The sequence below is a fragment of the uncultured Winogradskyella sp. genome, from assembly GCF_947501905.1.
In the GTDB taxonomy this organism is placed as follows: Bacteria; Bacteroidota; Bacteroidia; order Flavobacteriales; family Flavobacteriaceae; genus Winogradskyella.
This window is the reverse complement of record NZ_CANMXL010000007.1, coordinates 35,708-53,677: the sequence shown is the minus strand read 5'-3', so window position 1 is coordinate 53,677 and position 17,970 is coordinate 35,708. Positions and strand designations below refer to the sequence as shown.

Genomic DNA, 17,970 nt, shown 5'->3' with positions numbered 1-17,970 from the left:
ATTCAATTTTATGGTTAATAATTTAATAAGTTAACAATTGTGGATTAGCTATTAGACACTTTCTTTTTATAGTCTAGCTATCAGAAAAACTAAAAAACAGAAAAGTTGAATTGAAAAATTTTAAAACAAACTCTTAATAACTGCTTCGTCAGTTACGCCTTCAGCTTCAGCCTTATAGTTTTTGATGACTCTATGGCGTAATATAGATGTCGCTACAGCTTGAATATCTTCGGCATCTGGAGAAAATTTTCCTTTTGTAGCTGCATATGTCTTTGCAGCTAAAATAAGATTTTGAGAAGCTCTTGGACCTGCGCCCCAATCTACAAATTCCTTAACTAAGTCAGTTGCAGCTGTACTATTAGGTCTTGTTTTACCAACCATAGTTACTGCATACTCTATAACATTATCTGCTACTGGAATACGACGTATTACATTTTGAAAATCTATAATCTCTTGAGCTATAAATAATGAATTAACAGAAACTTGAACGTCAGTAGTTGTTGCTTTTACAACATCAACTTCCTCTTGAAACGAAGGATAATCCAAGTTAATTGCAAACATAAAGCGATCTAGTTGTGCTTCTGGCAAAGGATAGGTTCCTTCTTGCTCAATTGGATTCTGGGTTGCCAAAACAAAATAAGGCAATTGTAATTTATATTGATGTCCCGCAACAGTAACTGCACGCTCTTGCATTGCCTCAAGTAAAGCAGCTTGAGTTTTTGGCGGCGTTCTATTAATCTCATCTGCTAAAATAATATTAGCAAATATTGGACCTTTTATGAATTTAAACTTACGATCTTCATCTAAAATCTCACTACCTAAAATATCACTTGGCATTAAATCTGGTGTAAACTGAATACGTTTAAAATCTAACCCTAGGGCTTGAGCAATAGTATTAACCATTAACGTTTTTGCCAATCCTGGAACACCAATAAGTAAAGAATGTCCGCCAGAAAATATAGATATCAATATTTGATCTATAACTTCTTCTTGTCCGACAATAACTTTTGCAATTTCTTCTTTAAGTGCTTTGTACTTTTTTACAAAATTTTCAATAGCAGTTACGTCTGACATATATTATTTATTTTTTAACCAGTTACCATTAAAATCACAACTTCTATAATCTCCATTGATTTTTATATAAGTAGACATAATAGTCTCTTCTTGCCATTTGCCAAGGGCATCAAAATGTTTGTTCTGAAGTGCTAAGCGTTTAATTTTTAAATAATCTCTGGAAAAATCAGCTTCATGGTCATCAATACGATTAGTAACTGTCATGATTTTAAACTTAATCGGATTTTCGCGATCGCCATCTTGGATGATAGGGCTAATCTCTCCATCCTTTAAATCTTGGACTTGTCCATAAATCTCTGGATCCATTTTAGTCAACTCAAAATTAAAATCTTGAGTGGTAGGGTTTGTCATCTGACCACCTTCAAACTTAGTTTCTTTCTCATCAGAAAACTCTCGAGCAGCTTCTGCAAACGTTACAGAACCATCAACAATTCTAGTTCTTATATCTTCTATTTGCTTTCTTGCTTTATCAATAGCATCAGGTGTAATTTCTGGTCTTAATAATATATGCCTTACATCATATTCTTGTCCTCTAATCTTTTCTAGGAAAATAATATGGTAGCCATAAATAGACTCAAAAGGTTCTGATATTTCTCCTTCTTGAAGTGAAAATGCTACATCTCGAAACTCTTTTACCATTCGAGGACGTTTTCTATTTAACGTATACTTTCCGCCTGTAGATTTAGAAGCCGTATCATCTGTATAGAAGAGTACTTTAGTCGTGAAACTTGCTCCGTTTTCTTCAATATCCTTTTTAAACCCAGCAAGTTTGTCTATAGCTACTTGCTTAGACGCTTCAGTTATTTCAGGTATAATAACAATGTTTGCAATTTGTAATTCTGTACCAAAAGTTGGTAACCCTTCTTCCTTTAAATCATTATAAAACTGACGAACTTCTTCAGGTGTAATTTCAATTTCTTCTAAAACTTTATTACGCATTTGCGAGGCCAAAGATTGATTTTTGTTAATTTCATAAATCTCTTCACGTAATGCATCTTCAGAATCTTTTTTGTAAAAATTAAGCATCTCAGTCATAGAACCATTAAACTGACCCAAAATTCCTTGAATTTGTTGATCTATCTGAGAACGAATCTGCAGTTCGTTGACAACGATACTATCTTGAATGGCTTGATGTGCATAGAGTTTTTCTTCTAGAATACTACCAAATATTTCGCAATTTGTAATATCTCCAATATCTCCACCAGCGGCTTTAATTTGTGCAATTCTTCTATTTACATCTGAGTCAAGAACTATAAAATCTCCAACGACTGCTGCAACGCCATCCGCCTTAATACGATTCCCTTGACGTTTAGTTTCTTTTACTTCAGTTTTAACTTCGTCTTTAATAATTTCTTGAGAAAATCCGACAGTAATAGTCATTAAAAAAACTGCAGAAAGCAGGTTTTTACTTATAGACTTCAAATTGTTTATTCTTAATAGCATCCTTTGTAATTTCATTTTCTATCTCCTTAATCAACTCTAGTTTACGCTTATTACTTATAATTTGTTTTACTGTAGGCTTTACGTAATCTAGGGGCGCGTAATCGTTGCGCAAAAGTACATCATTTATTTGGATCAAATATAGGTTTAATGAGTCTTTGAGTTGTATAAAATTAGATTTTTTTAACAGTTGATTTTTATTAGATAGGTTTACTACAGGAATCTTATCTATAACCTGAGAAGCCTTAACCCAAACAGAATCTTTGAGCGAATAAGACTTAAATTGAACTGCTATTGAATCTAAATAGACTTTATCTTTGTCTTCAAAATTTTTGAAACGTGATTTTATATTATCTAAATTCACTGCGTTTTGAGGTAAACTCAAATAACGTAACATTAATAACTCATCATTGAGCTTAAAAGATTCTTTGTTTGCTTGATAAACATTCTCGGCTTCTTCAACTGTAATAGCTGTATCAATTGAGCGTTTTACTAAAGCTTCTAGATAAGCTTTAGTATATAAATCTGTTTCGTATTGTTTAATTAGTAAATTAAAATCTGATTGTTGCTCATTTGACAAATTAAGCTTGGCTTTATCAATTAAAAGTAAACCACTAGCCCACTTATTAATATAACTATTTGATAATAACGTACTATCTGCTTTTGAAGCGCCTTCTGGGATTATTTTTTCTATATCAGCTTTGTACAAATAGGTGTCGTTTACTCGAGCAACAGCATTTTCTGCTTTATCTGAATTAAAACGATTACAACCAACCAATATGGCAAATATTAGAAAACAATATGCTACATTATACTTCAATTAGTTATTGATTTTAGATTTAAGTCGTTTCAATACTTTTTTGTTAACTTCTACTTTAAACTTATCTCGTAACTTAAGTAGCCAGTCTTCTTCAATTTTATTTTGATAATCATTGACTACACTTCCTTTTGCTTCTTCTAATGCTTTAATACCCGACGGCAATATCTCCTTTACATTAATTATATGATAAGCTTGATTATGCTCATATATGTTTGAAACACCAGTAACCAAATTCATGTCTTTAGGAAGTTTTGAATTAGACACTTCAAAAATACCCGAAGTAAAAATGATATTTTGCTTACCATCTGAGTTTAAAGCTTCTTTTATTTCTTCTTGTGTCTTACCACTTTTTACTAAATCTTGAACGCTTTTAGCCATAGCTTTATTTCCTGAAGAAGCGATAATTACATCTACTCTATCTTCCCATACGTATTTTGACTTATTAGCTTCATAATACTGCTTTAATCCTATTGTGTCTTTAGAAGCTTTATTCCAAATCTGTTTTTCCATTAACGCAAATAACAATAAACCATCTCTATACTCTTGAAGGACATCTGCAAATTCTTGATTTTCGTTTTCTAGATTATCTTCTCTAAATTTCAGTACAGAATTCTCATAGAAAAGCTCTAATTCTTTATCAAGAATTTTCTTGATTGATGTTTGCTGACGCATATATTGACGCTGTTTAGTTTTTAAATGCTGAAGAAAATCATTGTTTGAAAAAACGGAATCATTAACGGAGAGCACAACATCGTCGCCATTGTAATCTTCAGGTAAATCAAATTTACCTGCTAAGTACGATTCAGCAATAATAGACTTAAAATAAGCCTTAGTTTTTGGGTTTTTATCAATCTTATAACGCTTAGAAAGCTCCTTGACCATAGCGCTATTTATAAGTTTTGAGCGGGCATCACGTTTTATCTGCGCTTCAAGCGTAGGTTTTAATTCTTCAAATCCTTTAACAGCTTCCTTGTTAATAAGTTTAATTATGTGCCAGCCATATTTTGTTTTAATAGGTTCAGTAACATCACCTGAGTTTTGCAAAGCAAATGCTGCATCCTCAAATACAGTAGAAGATAACTGCCCGCTTTTAAAGGCACGAAGTTTACCGCCACTTCTTGCTGAGCTCTTATCATCAGAGAATTGTTTTGCTAATGCTTCAAAAGATTCACCTTGCTGTAGTTTCTTATAAATCTCTCTTATACGTTCTTCAGGGTTTATAGTGCTATCTTTTTGTTTGTCTGCAATCATAATATGTGCAGCTGTTGCTGTACCACGAGATGGGCGTTTATTATCAATCCTAACTACATGATAACCAAAATCTGTTTTAAATGGCATAGACACATTCCCTGGTTTTGTCTCATAGGCTTTAGACTCAAAATCGTAAACCATTTTAAAAGTTGAGAAATATCCCAAATCTTCTACTAAAACCGTTTTACCATTATGGTATTTTTCTTTTGCAGATTCAAATCCTTTTTCTTGTAAAATCTTACGATAGTCCAGAAGTTTATTATAGGCCACTAATGTGTCCTCTTCTTCCGGATTATCAAGAATTAAAATATGAGATGCCTTAACATCATATTGCATTCTATCATAAGCTTCTTTTACAAGAGCGTCAGTAACTTTATTATCTGAAAGGTAATTTTTGGTTAATTGTTTTTTATAATTTTCAAACTCGCGTTTGTAGTTTTCATCTTTATCCAAACCTAAGCTAACAGCTTCCTTAAGTTTCAATTTATAGTTTACAAATAATTCTAAATAATTATCAAGCTGTTTCTGAGATTCGTCTTTAACCAAATCTAGATTCTTATTATAAAGTTTCATGAACTCATCAGACGATATAGCCTCGTTATCTATAGTAAGCAGAGTCTGTTGCTTTTGAGCAATTGCAACATTTAGACATAAAAGCAACAGTAAAACACTATTTCGTTTTATACACATCATTATATCGAACTTTAAATTTATTTTTCTAAAACTAATCAAAACCGAACAAAAATAACACAAATCAACTATTCTACAAGATGAAATAACTATAACAAATAAATCTTCTAAGTTGATTTATTTAAATTAAAAATTGATGATTTGAAGCTTAAAAATAATAGAATCACTTAAACTTATTAACACGAAAACGTTTTCGTGATTGTGCTTAAATTGTTAAATGACACTTAATCTATAAATTAGGAATTATTAAAACTCTATTTATGATTAAAAATTACATTTTATGGCTTGCAATTATATTTACTGCTACATCTTTTGGGCAAACAACATATAATGGTAATACAAATACAGGCTTTGGTGGACCAATTGGTCAAAGTTCAATGAGTGTTGACGACGACGGCACCACAATTACCTTTACTTTTACTAAAGGTGCTGCTGATTTTAATGATGCTATGGTTATATATATAGATACTGGAGTAAGTGGAAGAACAACGATTGACGGTGACGTGAATGATCAAGGGGATAACTTGAGAAGAGCTGTTTCTAATGCAGGGGACAATCCTACTACTATAAATTTTCCCGCAACTTTTGAAGCTACACATGCTATAGCTATTAGTGTAAATGTATTTACAAATTTTGCTGGTCTTTGGAGTATTCCTAATACTGGTATTATTGGAGATAATGGTTTACCCTTTGTAAGTTCTGCTAATTTGCCTATGGGAACAAATGAAATGACAGCATCTTTCACTTTTAGCATTACATGGGCTAACTTAGGGCTAGCAAATACCGATTCGTTTGATTTTGTGGCTACTTACTTAAATTCAAGTAACGGTTTCTCTTCTGATGAAGGTTATGGCGGGGGTATTTCTCCAGGCAACCCTGGCGCAGGTACAATTACTTTTTCTTCTTTTGAAACTTACGCTAACACCCTTAACCTTAACGCAGTAAATTTAGAAAATCTATACGTTATTACAGATAATAAATCACTCAGTGTTAAAGGACTAAATGCAATGGGAACTTTATCTATATATAATATACTTGGCCAATCAGTTTTACATGAACAAAATACATTTATAGAAGATAATTTGTTTTTTGATTTAAGTAACACAAAAAAAGGTATCTATCTATTAAGAATTTCTTCTGAAGGAAAATCAATAACAAAAAAGATTATTATTAGATAAGATCTATAATAATTGATATTTCAAAACCATCTTTAGAAACAGATGGTTTTTTTATTTTACTCAGAGAAAACTACTTTTATAAAAAATAATAATGCGAAATTTAAAACTCATCTGGGATTTTAGAGGACCAACAGCAAAGAAAACTGCAGAGCATCACCTCATACATCTCAAAGAATATATTGAAATTGAAAAGTTAGATATATCAATTACAGGAATCGAAGATTTAAGCGATATGCATAGTATTGCTTATTTAGTGGTTGATGAAGCTAACATGAAACCCATTCGTGATGCTTTGAGACCACATCGCGGACAAGTTTATCAAGGCTAAAATAAGCGTTTAAAGAAAGACGTGATAAAATGCTTGGGAGGAACAGACAGTATAATTTTCAAGTCCTCAAGAAGTGATGATTCTTCATCTAAAAACTTAAAAATTGTCTTAACATCAGTTTTTTTGAACAAGCTTGAAAACAACTTAGCACCACTTGCATTATAATTTGCTAGAACATCCAAAAAGATTAAATCATAGAACCAAAATTTGGACTTAGAAAGCGGTTTGGATACATCTTTTCCTTGTTTTAATAATAAAATTATCTTTTTTGTATTCTTACTAGTTGCCCTAAAGGTATAACCTGTACTTGCTTTGGTCCAACCACCAGCAGTACCTATATTTAAAACACAAGGTGTGTTTAATTCCGAAAATTTGAAAGATGTCATTGGTATAGAACCCTGTTCGGTTTCTATAATCTCATAATCTGTAACACCTTTTTCCTTTAAATAATCTTTAATCGCAGCTTCATATTCTGAAATTTCTAGCAAGTCTTTTGAAAATAAAGTGTACTCAAAAAGTGCAGTATTATTATCAACTGGTAAGACATACATAAAGCGTGTATTCCCCTTTTGAGGCACAGAAAAATCCATAAAGGTTGCCGAAGCATCATCAAAAACTTCAGTTTTAGTTTTCACAAACCAACCTACAAAGTGTTGCTGTAAAACAGGGTATTTATTCTGCTTTAAAAATGAATTGCTTGGAATACTATTAAATAATTTATCACAAGTAAAATCACCTTTAGTAGTTATTACTTGTGCATTTTCGTTTTCTTGAAAATCTTGAATTAAAGCTTCTAAAAATTGAATATTACTTTTCTGATTTATCTTTTTCCAAAGTTTATTATAAAATGCTTCACTACGAATCATCTTATATCGATATGGTGAAATATCAATAGTTTTAGAAAATGTTTGACTTCCAAAAAAAACTGAGTTCCAAGATTTCTCTAATATATCATCCCATTCGCCTTGTCCTTCTTCCCAAAAAGACCATGTTCGGTCATTACCTTTATTACTGTTTTTATCAATAATAAGGATAGATTTATCATCAAAAAAAATATCATTAGCCATACGATAAGCTAATAATAGTCCTGAAGCTCCAGCTCCTAATATGATATAATCATAGTGTTTCATCAAGAAATCAAAATTATTTGGTGAAGATACACTTTAAGATTATCTGCTTACAAATTATGGCTTCACTTTCTAGTGAATTTCAACTAACTTCGTTTAGCAAGCCATAAAATCAATTAAAACTGAATTTATCTAAGCTTAAAGCTACAGAAAAACCACCTTCGTATTTCTCAATATTATTCAATACTTTAGACTCTTATCTAATTGTTTAGTTTATGAGTAATTCTAATCGTCGTTCATTTATAAAAAAGATTACTGCTGGTACAGCAGCATCTCTATTAATACCTCAACTCTACGCAGATAATAAAAAACGACTTAAACCTCTAAATGATTATAATGCAAATGATAGTTCTGAAGAGTTTTGGGAAACAGTAAAGGATCAGTTTCATTTTGCTCATGGGCTTTACTATTTTAATAATGGTTCTCTAGGACCTTCGCCAATGTCTGTTCAAGGTGCTACCAATAGTTATAGAGCTACATTAGATGGGTTTCCGTCCAGATATATGTGGGGAGAATGGCAAGATGAAAAGGAAAAAGTGCGTCAACAAGTAGCCAGTTTATTTTCGGTGAATAAAGAAGAGATTGCCATTACACACAACACAACTGAGGGCATGAATCTTATTGCCAAAAGTATAGATTTAAAAGCCGGAGACGAGGTCATCTTATCTAATCATGACCACGCTAGCGCATATATTCCTTGGGAAGTTTGGCAAGAAACAAAAGGTATAAAATTAGTACGTCCAAAATTACCATTGCTGCCAAAAACAATAGAAGATCTTGTTGCTGTCTATGAAAACGTAATTACTCCCAAAACAAAAGTGATAAACATCTGTCATATTGTAAACACCAATGGTATGCTTTTACCAGTAAAAGAAATTAGTGAAATGGCTCATAAGAAAGGTATTTTAGTCGCAGTTGATGGTGCACAAACTGCCGGAATGTTTACCATTAATCTTACAGATTTAGGCTGTGATTTTTATACTGCCAGTGCGCACAAATGGTTATTTTCCCCAAAAGGTATTGCCGTGTTTTATGCAAGGCAGGAAAGTCAGAAATATTTAAAACCACTAATCGTTGCTAGAGGTCATAAAGACAAAAGTATACGTCGGTTAGAAAACTACAATACTAGAAATCTTCCTGAATATTTAGGTTTGGGCGACGCTGTTGCATTTCATAATGCTATTGGAGGTGAAAAAATCACCAAACGTTCTTACGAGTTGAAACACTACTTTAGAGATAAGGTAAAAACTAATCCAAAATTCAAACTAAAAACACCAGAAAATGATCAACTATCTTGTGCTATACAAACATTAGAAGTTTTAGGAGAACCTGTATCTAAAATAAAAAAGCAATTGTTTGATAACTACGGTATTGATACGAGACCAATGCCAACTTTTGGCTTAAATGGCATTCGTATTTCTTTTGGAATATATATCACAAAAAAAGATATTGACTATTTAGTCAATGCCTTAGAGACAATTGCGTCTTAATACTATTTATCGTGAATAATTAGGTGCTTCCTTAGTAATGGTAACATCATGCGGATGACTTTCGTTAATACCACTTGCAGTAATTTTTACAAAACGCCCCGTTTCCTTTAAAGTATTAACATCTTTGGCTCCACAATAACCCATACCAGCTCTTAAGCCTCCTACAAATTGGTGGATACTTTCATATAATTCACCTTTGTATGGTACACGACCAACAATACCTTCTGGAACTAATTTTTTAATATCATCTTCCACATCTTGGAAATAACGATCCTTACTCCCTTGTTTCATAGCTTCAACAGAGCCCATACCACGGTAAGATTTAAACTTACGTCCTTCGTAGATAATGGTTTCTCCTGGACTTTCTTTTGTTCCAGCTAAAAGCGAACCTAGCATTACCGTATCAGCACCAGCTGCAATTGCTTTTGGAATATCGCCTGTATATCTAATTCCGCCATCGGCAATAACCGGAACTCCAGAACCTTTAATAGCTTCAGCTACTTCTAATACAGCTGAAAACTGAGGAAAACCAACTCCTGCAACTACACGAGTGGTACATATAGAACCTGGCCCAATCCCAACTTTTACAGCATCTGCACCAGCCTCAACCAAATATTTAGCAGCTTCAGCAGTTGCAATATTGCCTACAACTACTTCAAGACTAGGGAATTTAGATTTTATTTCTTTTAAGACCAATACAACTCCTTGAGTATGCCCATGCGCTGTATCTATAATTACTGCATCTACACCAGCATTAACCAATGCTTCTGCCCTATCAACAGCATCACCAGTAACACCAATGGCAGCTGCAACACGTAAACGTCCATAAGTATCTTTGTTTGCTATTGGCTTTTGAGTCACTTTAGTGATATCTCTAAACGTAATTAAGCCTTCAAGCTTATCTCCATTGACTATAAGTAGTTTTTCAATTTTATTTTCTTGAAGAATTTTTTCAGCATCTTTTAATGACGTCCCTTCTGGAGCAGTGACTAAATTTTCGCTAGTCATAACCTCAACGATTGGTCTTTCGTTTCTGTGTTCAAAACGCAAATCACGGTTGGTTACAATACCTTTTAATTTTCCGTTATCATCTACAATAGGAATCCCACCTATACTATGCTCACGCATGGCATTTTTTGCATCAATAACTTTAGCATCCATAGGCAGAGTTACTGGGTCGATAATCATTCCGCTTTCAGCACGTTTTACTTTACGCACTTTCGTAGCTTGAGCCTCAATAGTCATATTTTTATGCAAAACACCTATTCCGCCTTCACGAGCCATAGCTATAGCCATACGACTTTCGGTAACTGTATCCATTGCTGCGGATACAATAGGAACATTTATCGTAATGTTTCTCGTAAATTTTGATTGAATATTAACTTCGCGCGGAAGAACTTCGGAATACGCCGGAACTAATAGGACATCGTCATAAGTTAGACCTTCTCCTAAAATTTTGTTGTTGTGTGCTGTCATGATGCAATTAAAAGATAATTGCATGCAAATTTACGCTTTTTATTTTAGTTAGAATATTAAATGAAAGTTAAGTCTTCTACTAATTACAATACATAAAAAAAGCTTGAATATTTTCTTTCAAAAGACTTCATTGTTAGTTAGTCAGATACAATGTTAAATCACATCTTGTTTATAAATAACTATAAAACAATGTATTACAAATTTTAACAATCTTTATTTTTATTTATTCTAAATAAAGTTTGCTGAAAGCATATTTTGGTTTTAAATTTGCCGACTGTAAAATAACACTATTTTTAATCAGTCTAAATAAATGAAGCTAAAACTTTCCGCTCTACTGCTATGCTTAACAACTGTCTTGACAGCTCAAGAAAATAAAAAGCAAAAAGATTCTACACAAAAACTAGATGAAGTTATTATTAAAACAAACACTATTTTTGGTTCGAAATATGTTGCAAAAAACAGAACAGGTTCTGCCTATTATGTTTCACCTAAAGAATTAAAAAAGCATAATTACACAGATATTAATCGTGTATTAAGGTCTGTACCTGGTGTTACCTTTTATGAAGAAGATGGTTTTGGGTTACGCCCTAATATAAGTTTAAGAGGAACATCTCCAGAAAGAAGTGCCAAAATTTCTTTAATGGAAGATGGTGTTCTTATTGCTCCTGCGCCCTACAGTTCTCCTTCTGCTTACTATTTTCCTTCTGTTGTACGCATGGAAGCTGTTGAAATATTAAAAGGAAGTAGTCAAGTACAATATGGTCCTTTTACAACAGGTGGCGCCATAAATATGGTTTCTGCTCAAATTCCAGACGAATTTGGAGGAAGAATCCGAGCTAGTTATGGTGCTTTTAACACCAGACAATTACACGCTAAAGCTGGAGGGCAAAAAGGACAATTTGGTTATGTAGCTGAATTCTTAAATTATGGTTCTGGTGGATTTAAAGATTTGCCAGATAATAGTCATACAGGCTTTGATATTAATGAAGTATTAGCAAAACTACGCTATAGTAGTAAGGCTGATGCCAAAATTCAACAATATATAGAAGCTAAGTTTCAATATTCTGATGAAGTTTCCAATGAAACTTATTTAGGTTTAACTGAAGAAGATTTTGAAACTGCTCCATTTTCACGTTATGCATCATCACAAGATGATCAAATGGTAGCTGAACATTTACAATTTATGCTAACTCATGAGTTAAACTTGACTAAAAATTTCAGAATTACTACCAACACTTACTTAAATAAATTTAAACGTAATTGGTTTAAACTTGATGATGTAGTTTTCAATGGAGACAAACAAGGTATTGCAAATGTTGTAGGAAATCCAACAGCATTCCCAGATCATATGGCTATACTAAGAGGTGATGTTAACTCTGGTACTGATGCTCTTTTATTAAAAGCAAATAATAGAGAATATTACTCAACTGGTATACAAACAAAATTAGATTACCATTGGTATGGTGAAAATACGTTTCATGATTTAGAAGTTGGAGCTCGTTACCATTATGATGAAGAAGACCGTTTTCAGTGGGAAGATGGATACAGTATTACTAATGGACAATTAGACAGAACATCCGAAGGGTTAAGAGGCGCACAAGGCAATAGAATTAGTAGTGCAACTGCATTTGCTGCATATGCTATGTATAAATTGAAGTGGAATAAGTTTACAATTACACCAGGTCTCCGTTATGAAAATATCATATTAGAACGAGAAAATTTTGGAAGTAACGATCCTAATAGAACTGGGACAGATTTATCTACTAGAGAAAATAAGGTAGATATATTTATACCAGGTATGGGTTTTAACTATGCTATTACAAATGATGTCTCTCTTTTTGGTGGCGTTCACAAAGGGTTTTCTCCTCCAGGAAGTTCTGAAGGTGAAGAATCTGAAGAAAGTATTAATTACGAATTAGGCTCTCGTTTTACAATAGGTCAATTACGTGGAGAGCTTATTGGATTCTACAACGATTACAGCAATCTTTTAGGTAGTGATTTAGCTGCCACAGGTGGCACTGGCTCTCTAGACCAGTTTAATGCAGGAGAGGTTCGTGTAAATGGTTTAGAGTTATTATTGAATTATGAGATATTACCTAATAATACAAAATTTAAATTACCAATTAGTTTTGGCTACACATTTACAAATACAGAATTTTTAAACAGCTTTGGAAGCTCTGATGATCTTTGGGGAGAAGTAACTGCTGGTGACGAGTTACCATATATTCCAAAACACCAATTCAATGCTTCAATTTCTTTAGAACATGCTAAATACGAATTAAATTTAAGTGGTCGTTTTAATGGTGAATTTAGAACACTTGCTGGTAATGGATCTATTCCTGATGCTGAACGTGTTGATTCTAACTTTATAATTGACTTTGCTGCAAAATATCATTTCAATAAAAGGCTAAGCTTAACTTCTAATATTATAAACTTATTGGATGAAACCTATGCAGTATCTAGAGTACCTGCAGGTTTAAGACCAGGTCATCCTTTTGGTGCAAACTTAGGTTTAGAGTTCAGATTCTAAAACTAGTATTAAGTTGATTAAAAAGCGTTGCTGAAAAGTGACGCTTTTTTTAATAGTAATTAGTGAAGATTTTAGTGGCTTCATTATAAGCACTTTCAAAAGCCATAGCGTTTAAATCGTGTGCCTTTTGCTGCGTAAAATAGGACAACATTTTTTCGGTTGGCATGTTGCCTGTAAGTTCATCTTTTGCCATTGGACAACCGCCAAAACCTTGGATAGCGCCATCAAATCTTCTACAGCCAGCTTTGTAAGCTGCATCAATTTTTTCATGCCATGTTGTTGGTGTGGTATGTAAATGCGCACCAAACTCAATATTAGAATATTTTGGAATTAAATTAGAAAACAGATAATCAATATTCTCTGGATTAGAGCTTCCAATCGTGTCGCTTAAGGACAAAATTTTTACACCCATATTAGCCAATTTTTCGGTCCACTCACCTACGATATCAACATTCCATGGGTCGCCATATGGATTTCCAAAGCCCATAGAAATATAAACCACAACTTCTTTATTGCTTTTATCTGCAATTTCTAGAATCTCAGAAAGTGTAATCACAGATTGCTCAATAGTTTTGTGTGTATTACGCATCTGAAAGTTTTCAGAGATAGAAAACGGAAAGCCTAAGTAATTAATTTCTTCATGTTTTGAGGCGTCATTAGCTCCTCTAACATTAGCAATAATTGCTAAAAGCTTACTCTTTGTTTTACTTAAATCTAACTGAGCTAAAACCTCTGCTGTATCTACCATTTGAGGAATGGCCTTAGGCGACACAAAACTCCCAAAATCAATGGTATCAAAACCAACACGTAACAACGACTGAATGTATTGCACCTTCTGCTCTGTAGGTATCCAATCCTTTATGCCTTGCATAGCATCTCGGGGACATTCAATAAGTTTTACGTGGTTTTTCATGTAGGTCAAATATAAGACTTAGTAGGTCGATTTCATAGTCTATAAATTACAACAATATAAAAATTGCTATCCCAACAAAAACAATAATCTGAAGCCATTTAAACACCAAACCTGAGCTTTTATTTTTCAGCAATGAACTTTTTATGGTATTAGCTAAAAGTGCAATTGACGAAAAAATAATAAAAGACACTACAATAAATAAACCTCCCAAAACATAAAACTGTATCACAGTACTTAATGTATCACTAAACAAAAATGCAGGAAAGAATGCTAAAAAGAAAATTGTCACTTTAGGATTAAGTACATTCATAAAAAAACCTTGGACAAAGAGTTGTTTCAAACTCTTTTGAGGTGCATTTTCAGTATCTATGTAAATTTCACTATCAGATTTAAAAACCTTATAAGCTAGATACAAAAGATATATTGCGCCTAGGATTTTTACGCCTAAAAAGACATTATCATTATCTCTTATAATCGCTGAAACTCCAAATGCAAGCAAAGTTGTATGTATAATACAACCAGTCATTAATCCAGCTACAGTAGCTAGCGCGTGAATTTTACTGTTAGTTAAACTCTGTACAAGGACATATATATTGTCTGGCCCTGGAGATATGGCTAAAGCTGCTGTTGCAGACATAAACAATAAAAGCGTGTCGTAATTCAAAATATAAATTTTGGCTAAAATAACTAAAACACTTAATAATAAAGTAATAAATAATTATACTTGTAGTAATAAACTTACTTAATTATTCATTTTGTCGGATTTTTATTGTTTTATAAAGACATTTTATTATTTTCGGCAACAATAAAGCTTAACAAATGGATTTAAACTACTTTTTAAAAAAACATATACTAACACTATTGGTTTTTGCATCTTGTCTAATTAGTTACTCTCAGAGTAATGAATGTGGCTTTCAATATACTGAAGAAGCCAAATTATACTTTGACTCTATTAAAGACAAAATAAAAACTTTTGAAGATAAGTTTGTACAAGAAAGATTATCCTCAAGTTCTACAGTCTTAACTTCAATACCTATAAAAGCACATATTATAAATAGAACTGACGGAACTGGTGGCTTAACGTCTACAGAATTAGATGATGCAATGGCTGTTATGAATTCTATTTATGTAGACGCTGGTCTAGAATTCTTCTTATGTGACGGTATCAATTTCATAAACAGTGATGAGTATTACGATTATGAAACCAATGAAGAGGCCGCCTTATTCGCGGCGCATAGTCAAAGTAATATTATGAATATTTACTTTGCAAACTCCGTAGTTAATAGTACAAGTGGAGGTGGCCTATGTGGTTATGCACGTTTTCCAGGTGGTGCAATTACTGAGAATATTCTAATGGCAAACAGTTGTGCTACAAACGGAAGTACACTATCACATGAAGTTGGACATTTCTTTGCATTATCTCATACCCACGGTAATAGTAATGTTGTAGGCTCTACAGCAGAGTTAGTTGATGGTTCAAATTGTGCCACAACTGGTGACTTTATTTGTGATACTCCTGCAGACCCTCAGCTCGGATATGGTAATGTAAACTTTTTTAGTTGTATATATTCTGGTAGTGCACAAGATGCCAATAACGACACATATGTTCCTGACCCTAATAACTTAATGTCTTACGCACCAAAAGAATGCAGAGATACATTCTCTTTGCAACAATTAGCTAGGATTAATGCTGTATACCAAGCATCTCGTAACAACTTAATCTGTCCAAGTTTTAATGCTGAATTTGCTGCAGATGAAACCCAAAGTTGTTTACCTAATCTTACTGTTAACTTTACAGATAGCAGTATTGGAGCTACTTCATGGTCTTGGGATGTTGATGGAGATGATATCATTGATTATACATCTCAAAACATAACGCATACTTATAATTCAGCAGGTGATTATGATGTTGCTTTAACAATTTCTGACGGAACAACTAATATTAGTAAAGTAAAACCTCAATATATAAATGTTGGTTCTCCAGAAATAAGTACGACCACAATTGAATTAACATTAACATTAGACGATTGGCCAGCTGAAACAGAATGGCAGTTTGTAGATAGTAACAATAATGTTATAGACTCAGGAGGTCCATATATTGAAGGCACAGATGATTTTACTACAAAAACTGCAACTTTCCCAATTAGCTCTGGTCTTTGTTATAGATTTACTATTACAGACCAATATGGAGATGGTATATGCTGTAGTGAAGGTAATGGCTCCTACGAATTAAGAACTGATGATAATACACTAATAGCAAGTGGAGGAGATTTTAATTCTGGAACTACTGACAATTTTAGAAGCGCAAGTATTTTAGGCTTAAACAAGTTTAAAACATCATCAATAAAATTATTTCCTAATCCATCTTCAAATATTTTAAATATACAATCAGAATATCTTCCTGACTCTTACAATATAATAAGTACTTTAGGTCAGGTTTTAAGGACTTCAGAAATCAATTCAACTTCTGAGTTTACTATAGATATTAAGGAATTAAAAGAAGGCTTATACTTTATAAAACTAAATAAAGATAATTCTAGTCAAACATTATCATTCGTAAAAAACTAAAATCTTTGAAAAAGAATAAATTGTTAAGAAAGGCGTATTTATTGCGCCTTTTTTAATATCGCCTTTTTAATAGACTTAATTAAGCTAGGTCCTTCATAGATAAAGCCCGTATATATTTGCAACAAGTCAGCACCTGCTTCAATTTTTTCGAGAGCGTCTTCAGCCGAATGAATGCCTCCTACTCCAATAATTGGGAATGACTTCCCACTTTTATCGGCTAAGTATTTAATAACTCTAGTCGATTTTGCTTTTATCGGTTGTCCACTCAAACCACCATTTCCAATTTCAGATAAGCGCTCATTAGAGGTTTTTAAATCGTGTCTACCTGTTGAAGTATTACTAGCAATAACACCATCAAGATGAGTTTCTTTTACGAGCTCTACAATTTCATCTAACTGACCATCATTTAAGTCAGGTGCAATTTTAAGAAGAATTGGTCTCTGTATATTGAAAGATGTATTCGCTTTTTGAACATCGCCAATTAACTCTAATAAATAATCTTTATCATTAAGCTTGGCATGACTATCCACATTTGGGCAACTTACATTCAATACAAAATAGTCAACGTAAGGATGCAGAGCATTAAAACATTCGAGGTAGTCTTTAGTGTAATCTTCTGGCTTGGTTTGGGTATTTTTACCAATATTTCCACCGATAATCAATTGCCCTTTATTTTTTTTGAGTTGTGCTATTGCAGCTTCTAAACCTTCATTATTAAAACCCATTCGATTAATAATCCCTTGATCTTCTTTTAATCGGAATAAGCGCTGCTTGGGGTTTCCAGCTTGTCCTTTTGGCGTTACTGTTCCTATTTCAATAAACCCGAAACCAAAGTTTGCTAGTTCGTTATACAACACTGCATTCTTATCAAAACCCGCAGCTAAGCCAACAGGGTTCTTAAATTTCAATCCAAAAAGCTCACGCTCTAGTCTTTTGTCCTCTATTACATATAAACTTCTAAATAATACTTTTACACCAGGAATCTTAGATAAGTTTCTAATTAATGAAAACGTAAAATAATGAATCTTTTCAGGGTCGAAACGAAACAATATTGGTCTAATAATGGACTTATACATGCGTTATGT

Annotated in this window: 14 protein-coding genes; 5 read left to right on the top strand and 9 right to left on the bottom strand. The window is 32.9% G+C overall.

Going from position 1 to position 17,970, the window contains the following annotated elements; genetic code table 11:
- Positions 1 to 120: 120 nt before the first annotated feature.
- The 4 genes from Q0770_RS14185 to Q0770_RS14170 are packed head-to-tail and all read right to left on the bottom strand — an operon-like array spanning position 121 to position 5,278.
- Positions 121 to 1,074 carry a MoxR family ATPase gene (locus tag Q0770_RS14185; RefSeq protein ID WP_299118058.1) on the bottom strand — a complete coding sequence of 318 codons (954 nt, stop codon included), beginning with the start codon at positions 1,072 to 1,074 and terminating at the stop codon, positions 121 to 123.
- 3 nt (positions 1,075 to 1,077) lie between these two features.
- Positions 1,078 to 2,496, bottom strand: a complete 1,419-nt coding sequence (locus tag Q0770_RS14180; protein WP_299118056.1) for a peptidylprolyl isomerase — start codon at positions 2,494 to 2,496, stop codon at positions 1,078 to 1,080.
- A complete protein-coding gene (locus Q0770_RS14175; RefSeq protein WP_299118054.1) occupies positions 2,480 to 3,334 on the bottom strand; it encodes a peptidyl-prolyl cis-trans isomerase in 855 nt (284 codons plus the stop codon). The genes Q0770_RS14180 and Q0770_RS14175 overlap by 17 nt, the downstream gene beginning before the upstream one ends.
- Positions 3,335 to 5,278 (bottom strand): peptidylprolyl isomerase, encoded by a 1,944-nt coding sequence (locus Q0770_RS14170; protein WP_299118053.1) that lies wholly within the window; start codon positions 5,276 to 5,278, stop codon positions 3,335 to 3,337.
- Between the two features lie 257 nt (positions 5,279 to 5,535).
- Between Q0770_RS14170 and Q0770_RS14165 the strand changes: the two genes are divergently transcribed.
- Positions 5,536 to 6,453 (top strand): T9SS type A sorting domain-containing protein, encoded by a 918-nt coding sequence (locus tag Q0770_RS14165; RefSeq protein ID WP_299118051.1) that lies wholly within the window; start codon positions 5,536 to 5,538, stop codon positions 6,451 to 6,453.
- Between the two features lie 91 nt (positions 6,454 to 6,544).
- On the top strand, positions 6,545 to 6,781 hold the full coding sequence (locus Q0770_RS14160; protein ID WP_299118050.1) for a hypothetical protein: 237 nt from the start codon (positions 6,545 to 6,547) through the stop codon (positions 6,779 to 6,781).
- On the opposite strand, the gene Q0770_RS14155 is transcribed toward Q0770_RS14160, so the two are convergent.
- Positions 6,778 to 7,911 carry a lycopene cyclase family protein gene (locus Q0770_RS14155; RefSeq protein WP_299118049.1) on the bottom strand — a complete coding sequence of 378 codons (1,134 nt, stop codon included), beginning with the start codon at positions 7,909 to 7,911 and terminating at the stop codon, positions 6,778 to 6,780. The two genes, Q0770_RS14160 and Q0770_RS14155, sit on opposite strands and share 4 nt — an antisense overlap.
- Before the next feature lie 212 nt (positions 7,912 to 8,123).
- Between Q0770_RS14155 and Q0770_RS14150 the strand changes: the two genes are divergently transcribed.
- Complete coding sequence (locus Q0770_RS14150; protein ID WP_299118048.1) at positions 8,124 to 9,398, top strand: aminotransferase class V-fold PLP-dependent enzyme; 1,275 nt, start codon at positions 8,124 to 8,126, stop codon at positions 9,396 to 9,398.
- A gap of 6 nt (positions 9,399 to 9,404) precedes the next feature.
- Here the strand turns inward: Q0770_RS14150 and guaB are convergent, their stop codons facing one another.
- Complete coding sequence (guaB, locus tag Q0770_RS14145; RefSeq protein ID WP_299118106.1) at positions 9,405 to 10,874, bottom strand: IMP dehydrogenase; 1,470 nt, start codon at positions 10,872 to 10,874, stop codon at positions 9,405 to 9,407.
- 310 nt (positions 10,875 to 11,184) lie between these two features.
- Between guaB and Q0770_RS14140 the strand changes: the two genes are divergently transcribed.
- Positions 11,185 to 13,404, top strand: coding sequence for a TonB-dependent receptor domain-containing protein (locus Q0770_RS14140; RefSeq protein WP_299118047.1), 2,220 nt, complete (start codon positions 11,185 to 11,187; stop codon positions 13,402 to 13,404).
- Positions 13,405 to 13,453: 49 nt separating this feature from the next.
- On the opposite strand, the gene Q0770_RS14135 is transcribed toward Q0770_RS14140, so the two are convergent.
- Positions 13,454 to 14,317, bottom strand: coding sequence for a hydroxymethylglutaryl-CoA lyase (locus Q0770_RS14135; protein WP_299118046.1), 864 nt, complete (start codon positions 14,315 to 14,317; stop codon positions 13,454 to 13,456).
- Positions 14,318 to 14,363: 46 nt separating this feature from the next.
- A complete protein-coding gene (locus tag Q0770_RS14130; RefSeq protein WP_299118045.1) occupies positions 14,364 to 14,981 on the bottom strand; it encodes a LysE family translocator in 618 nt (205 codons plus the stop codon).
- 155 nt (positions 14,982 to 15,136) lie between these two features.
- On the opposite strand from Q0770_RS14130, the gene Q0770_RS14125 reads away from it, so the two are divergent.
- Positions 15,137 to 16,885: a T9SS type A sorting domain-containing protein gene (locus Q0770_RS14125; protein WP_299118044.1), complete on the top strand. Its 1,749-nt coding sequence runs from the start codon at positions 15,137 to 15,139 to the stop codon at positions 16,883 to 16,885.
- Between the two features lie 38 nt (positions 16,886 to 16,923).
- On the opposite strand, the gene Q0770_RS14120 is transcribed toward Q0770_RS14125, so the two are convergent.
- Positions 16,924 to 17,961 carry a quinone-dependent dihydroorotate dehydrogenase gene (locus Q0770_RS14120; RefSeq protein ID WP_299118043.1) on the bottom strand — a complete coding sequence of 346 codons (1,038 nt, stop codon included), beginning with the start codon at positions 17,959 to 17,961 and terminating at the stop codon, positions 16,924 to 16,926.
- Positions 17,962 to 17,970: the final 9 nt, after the last annotated feature.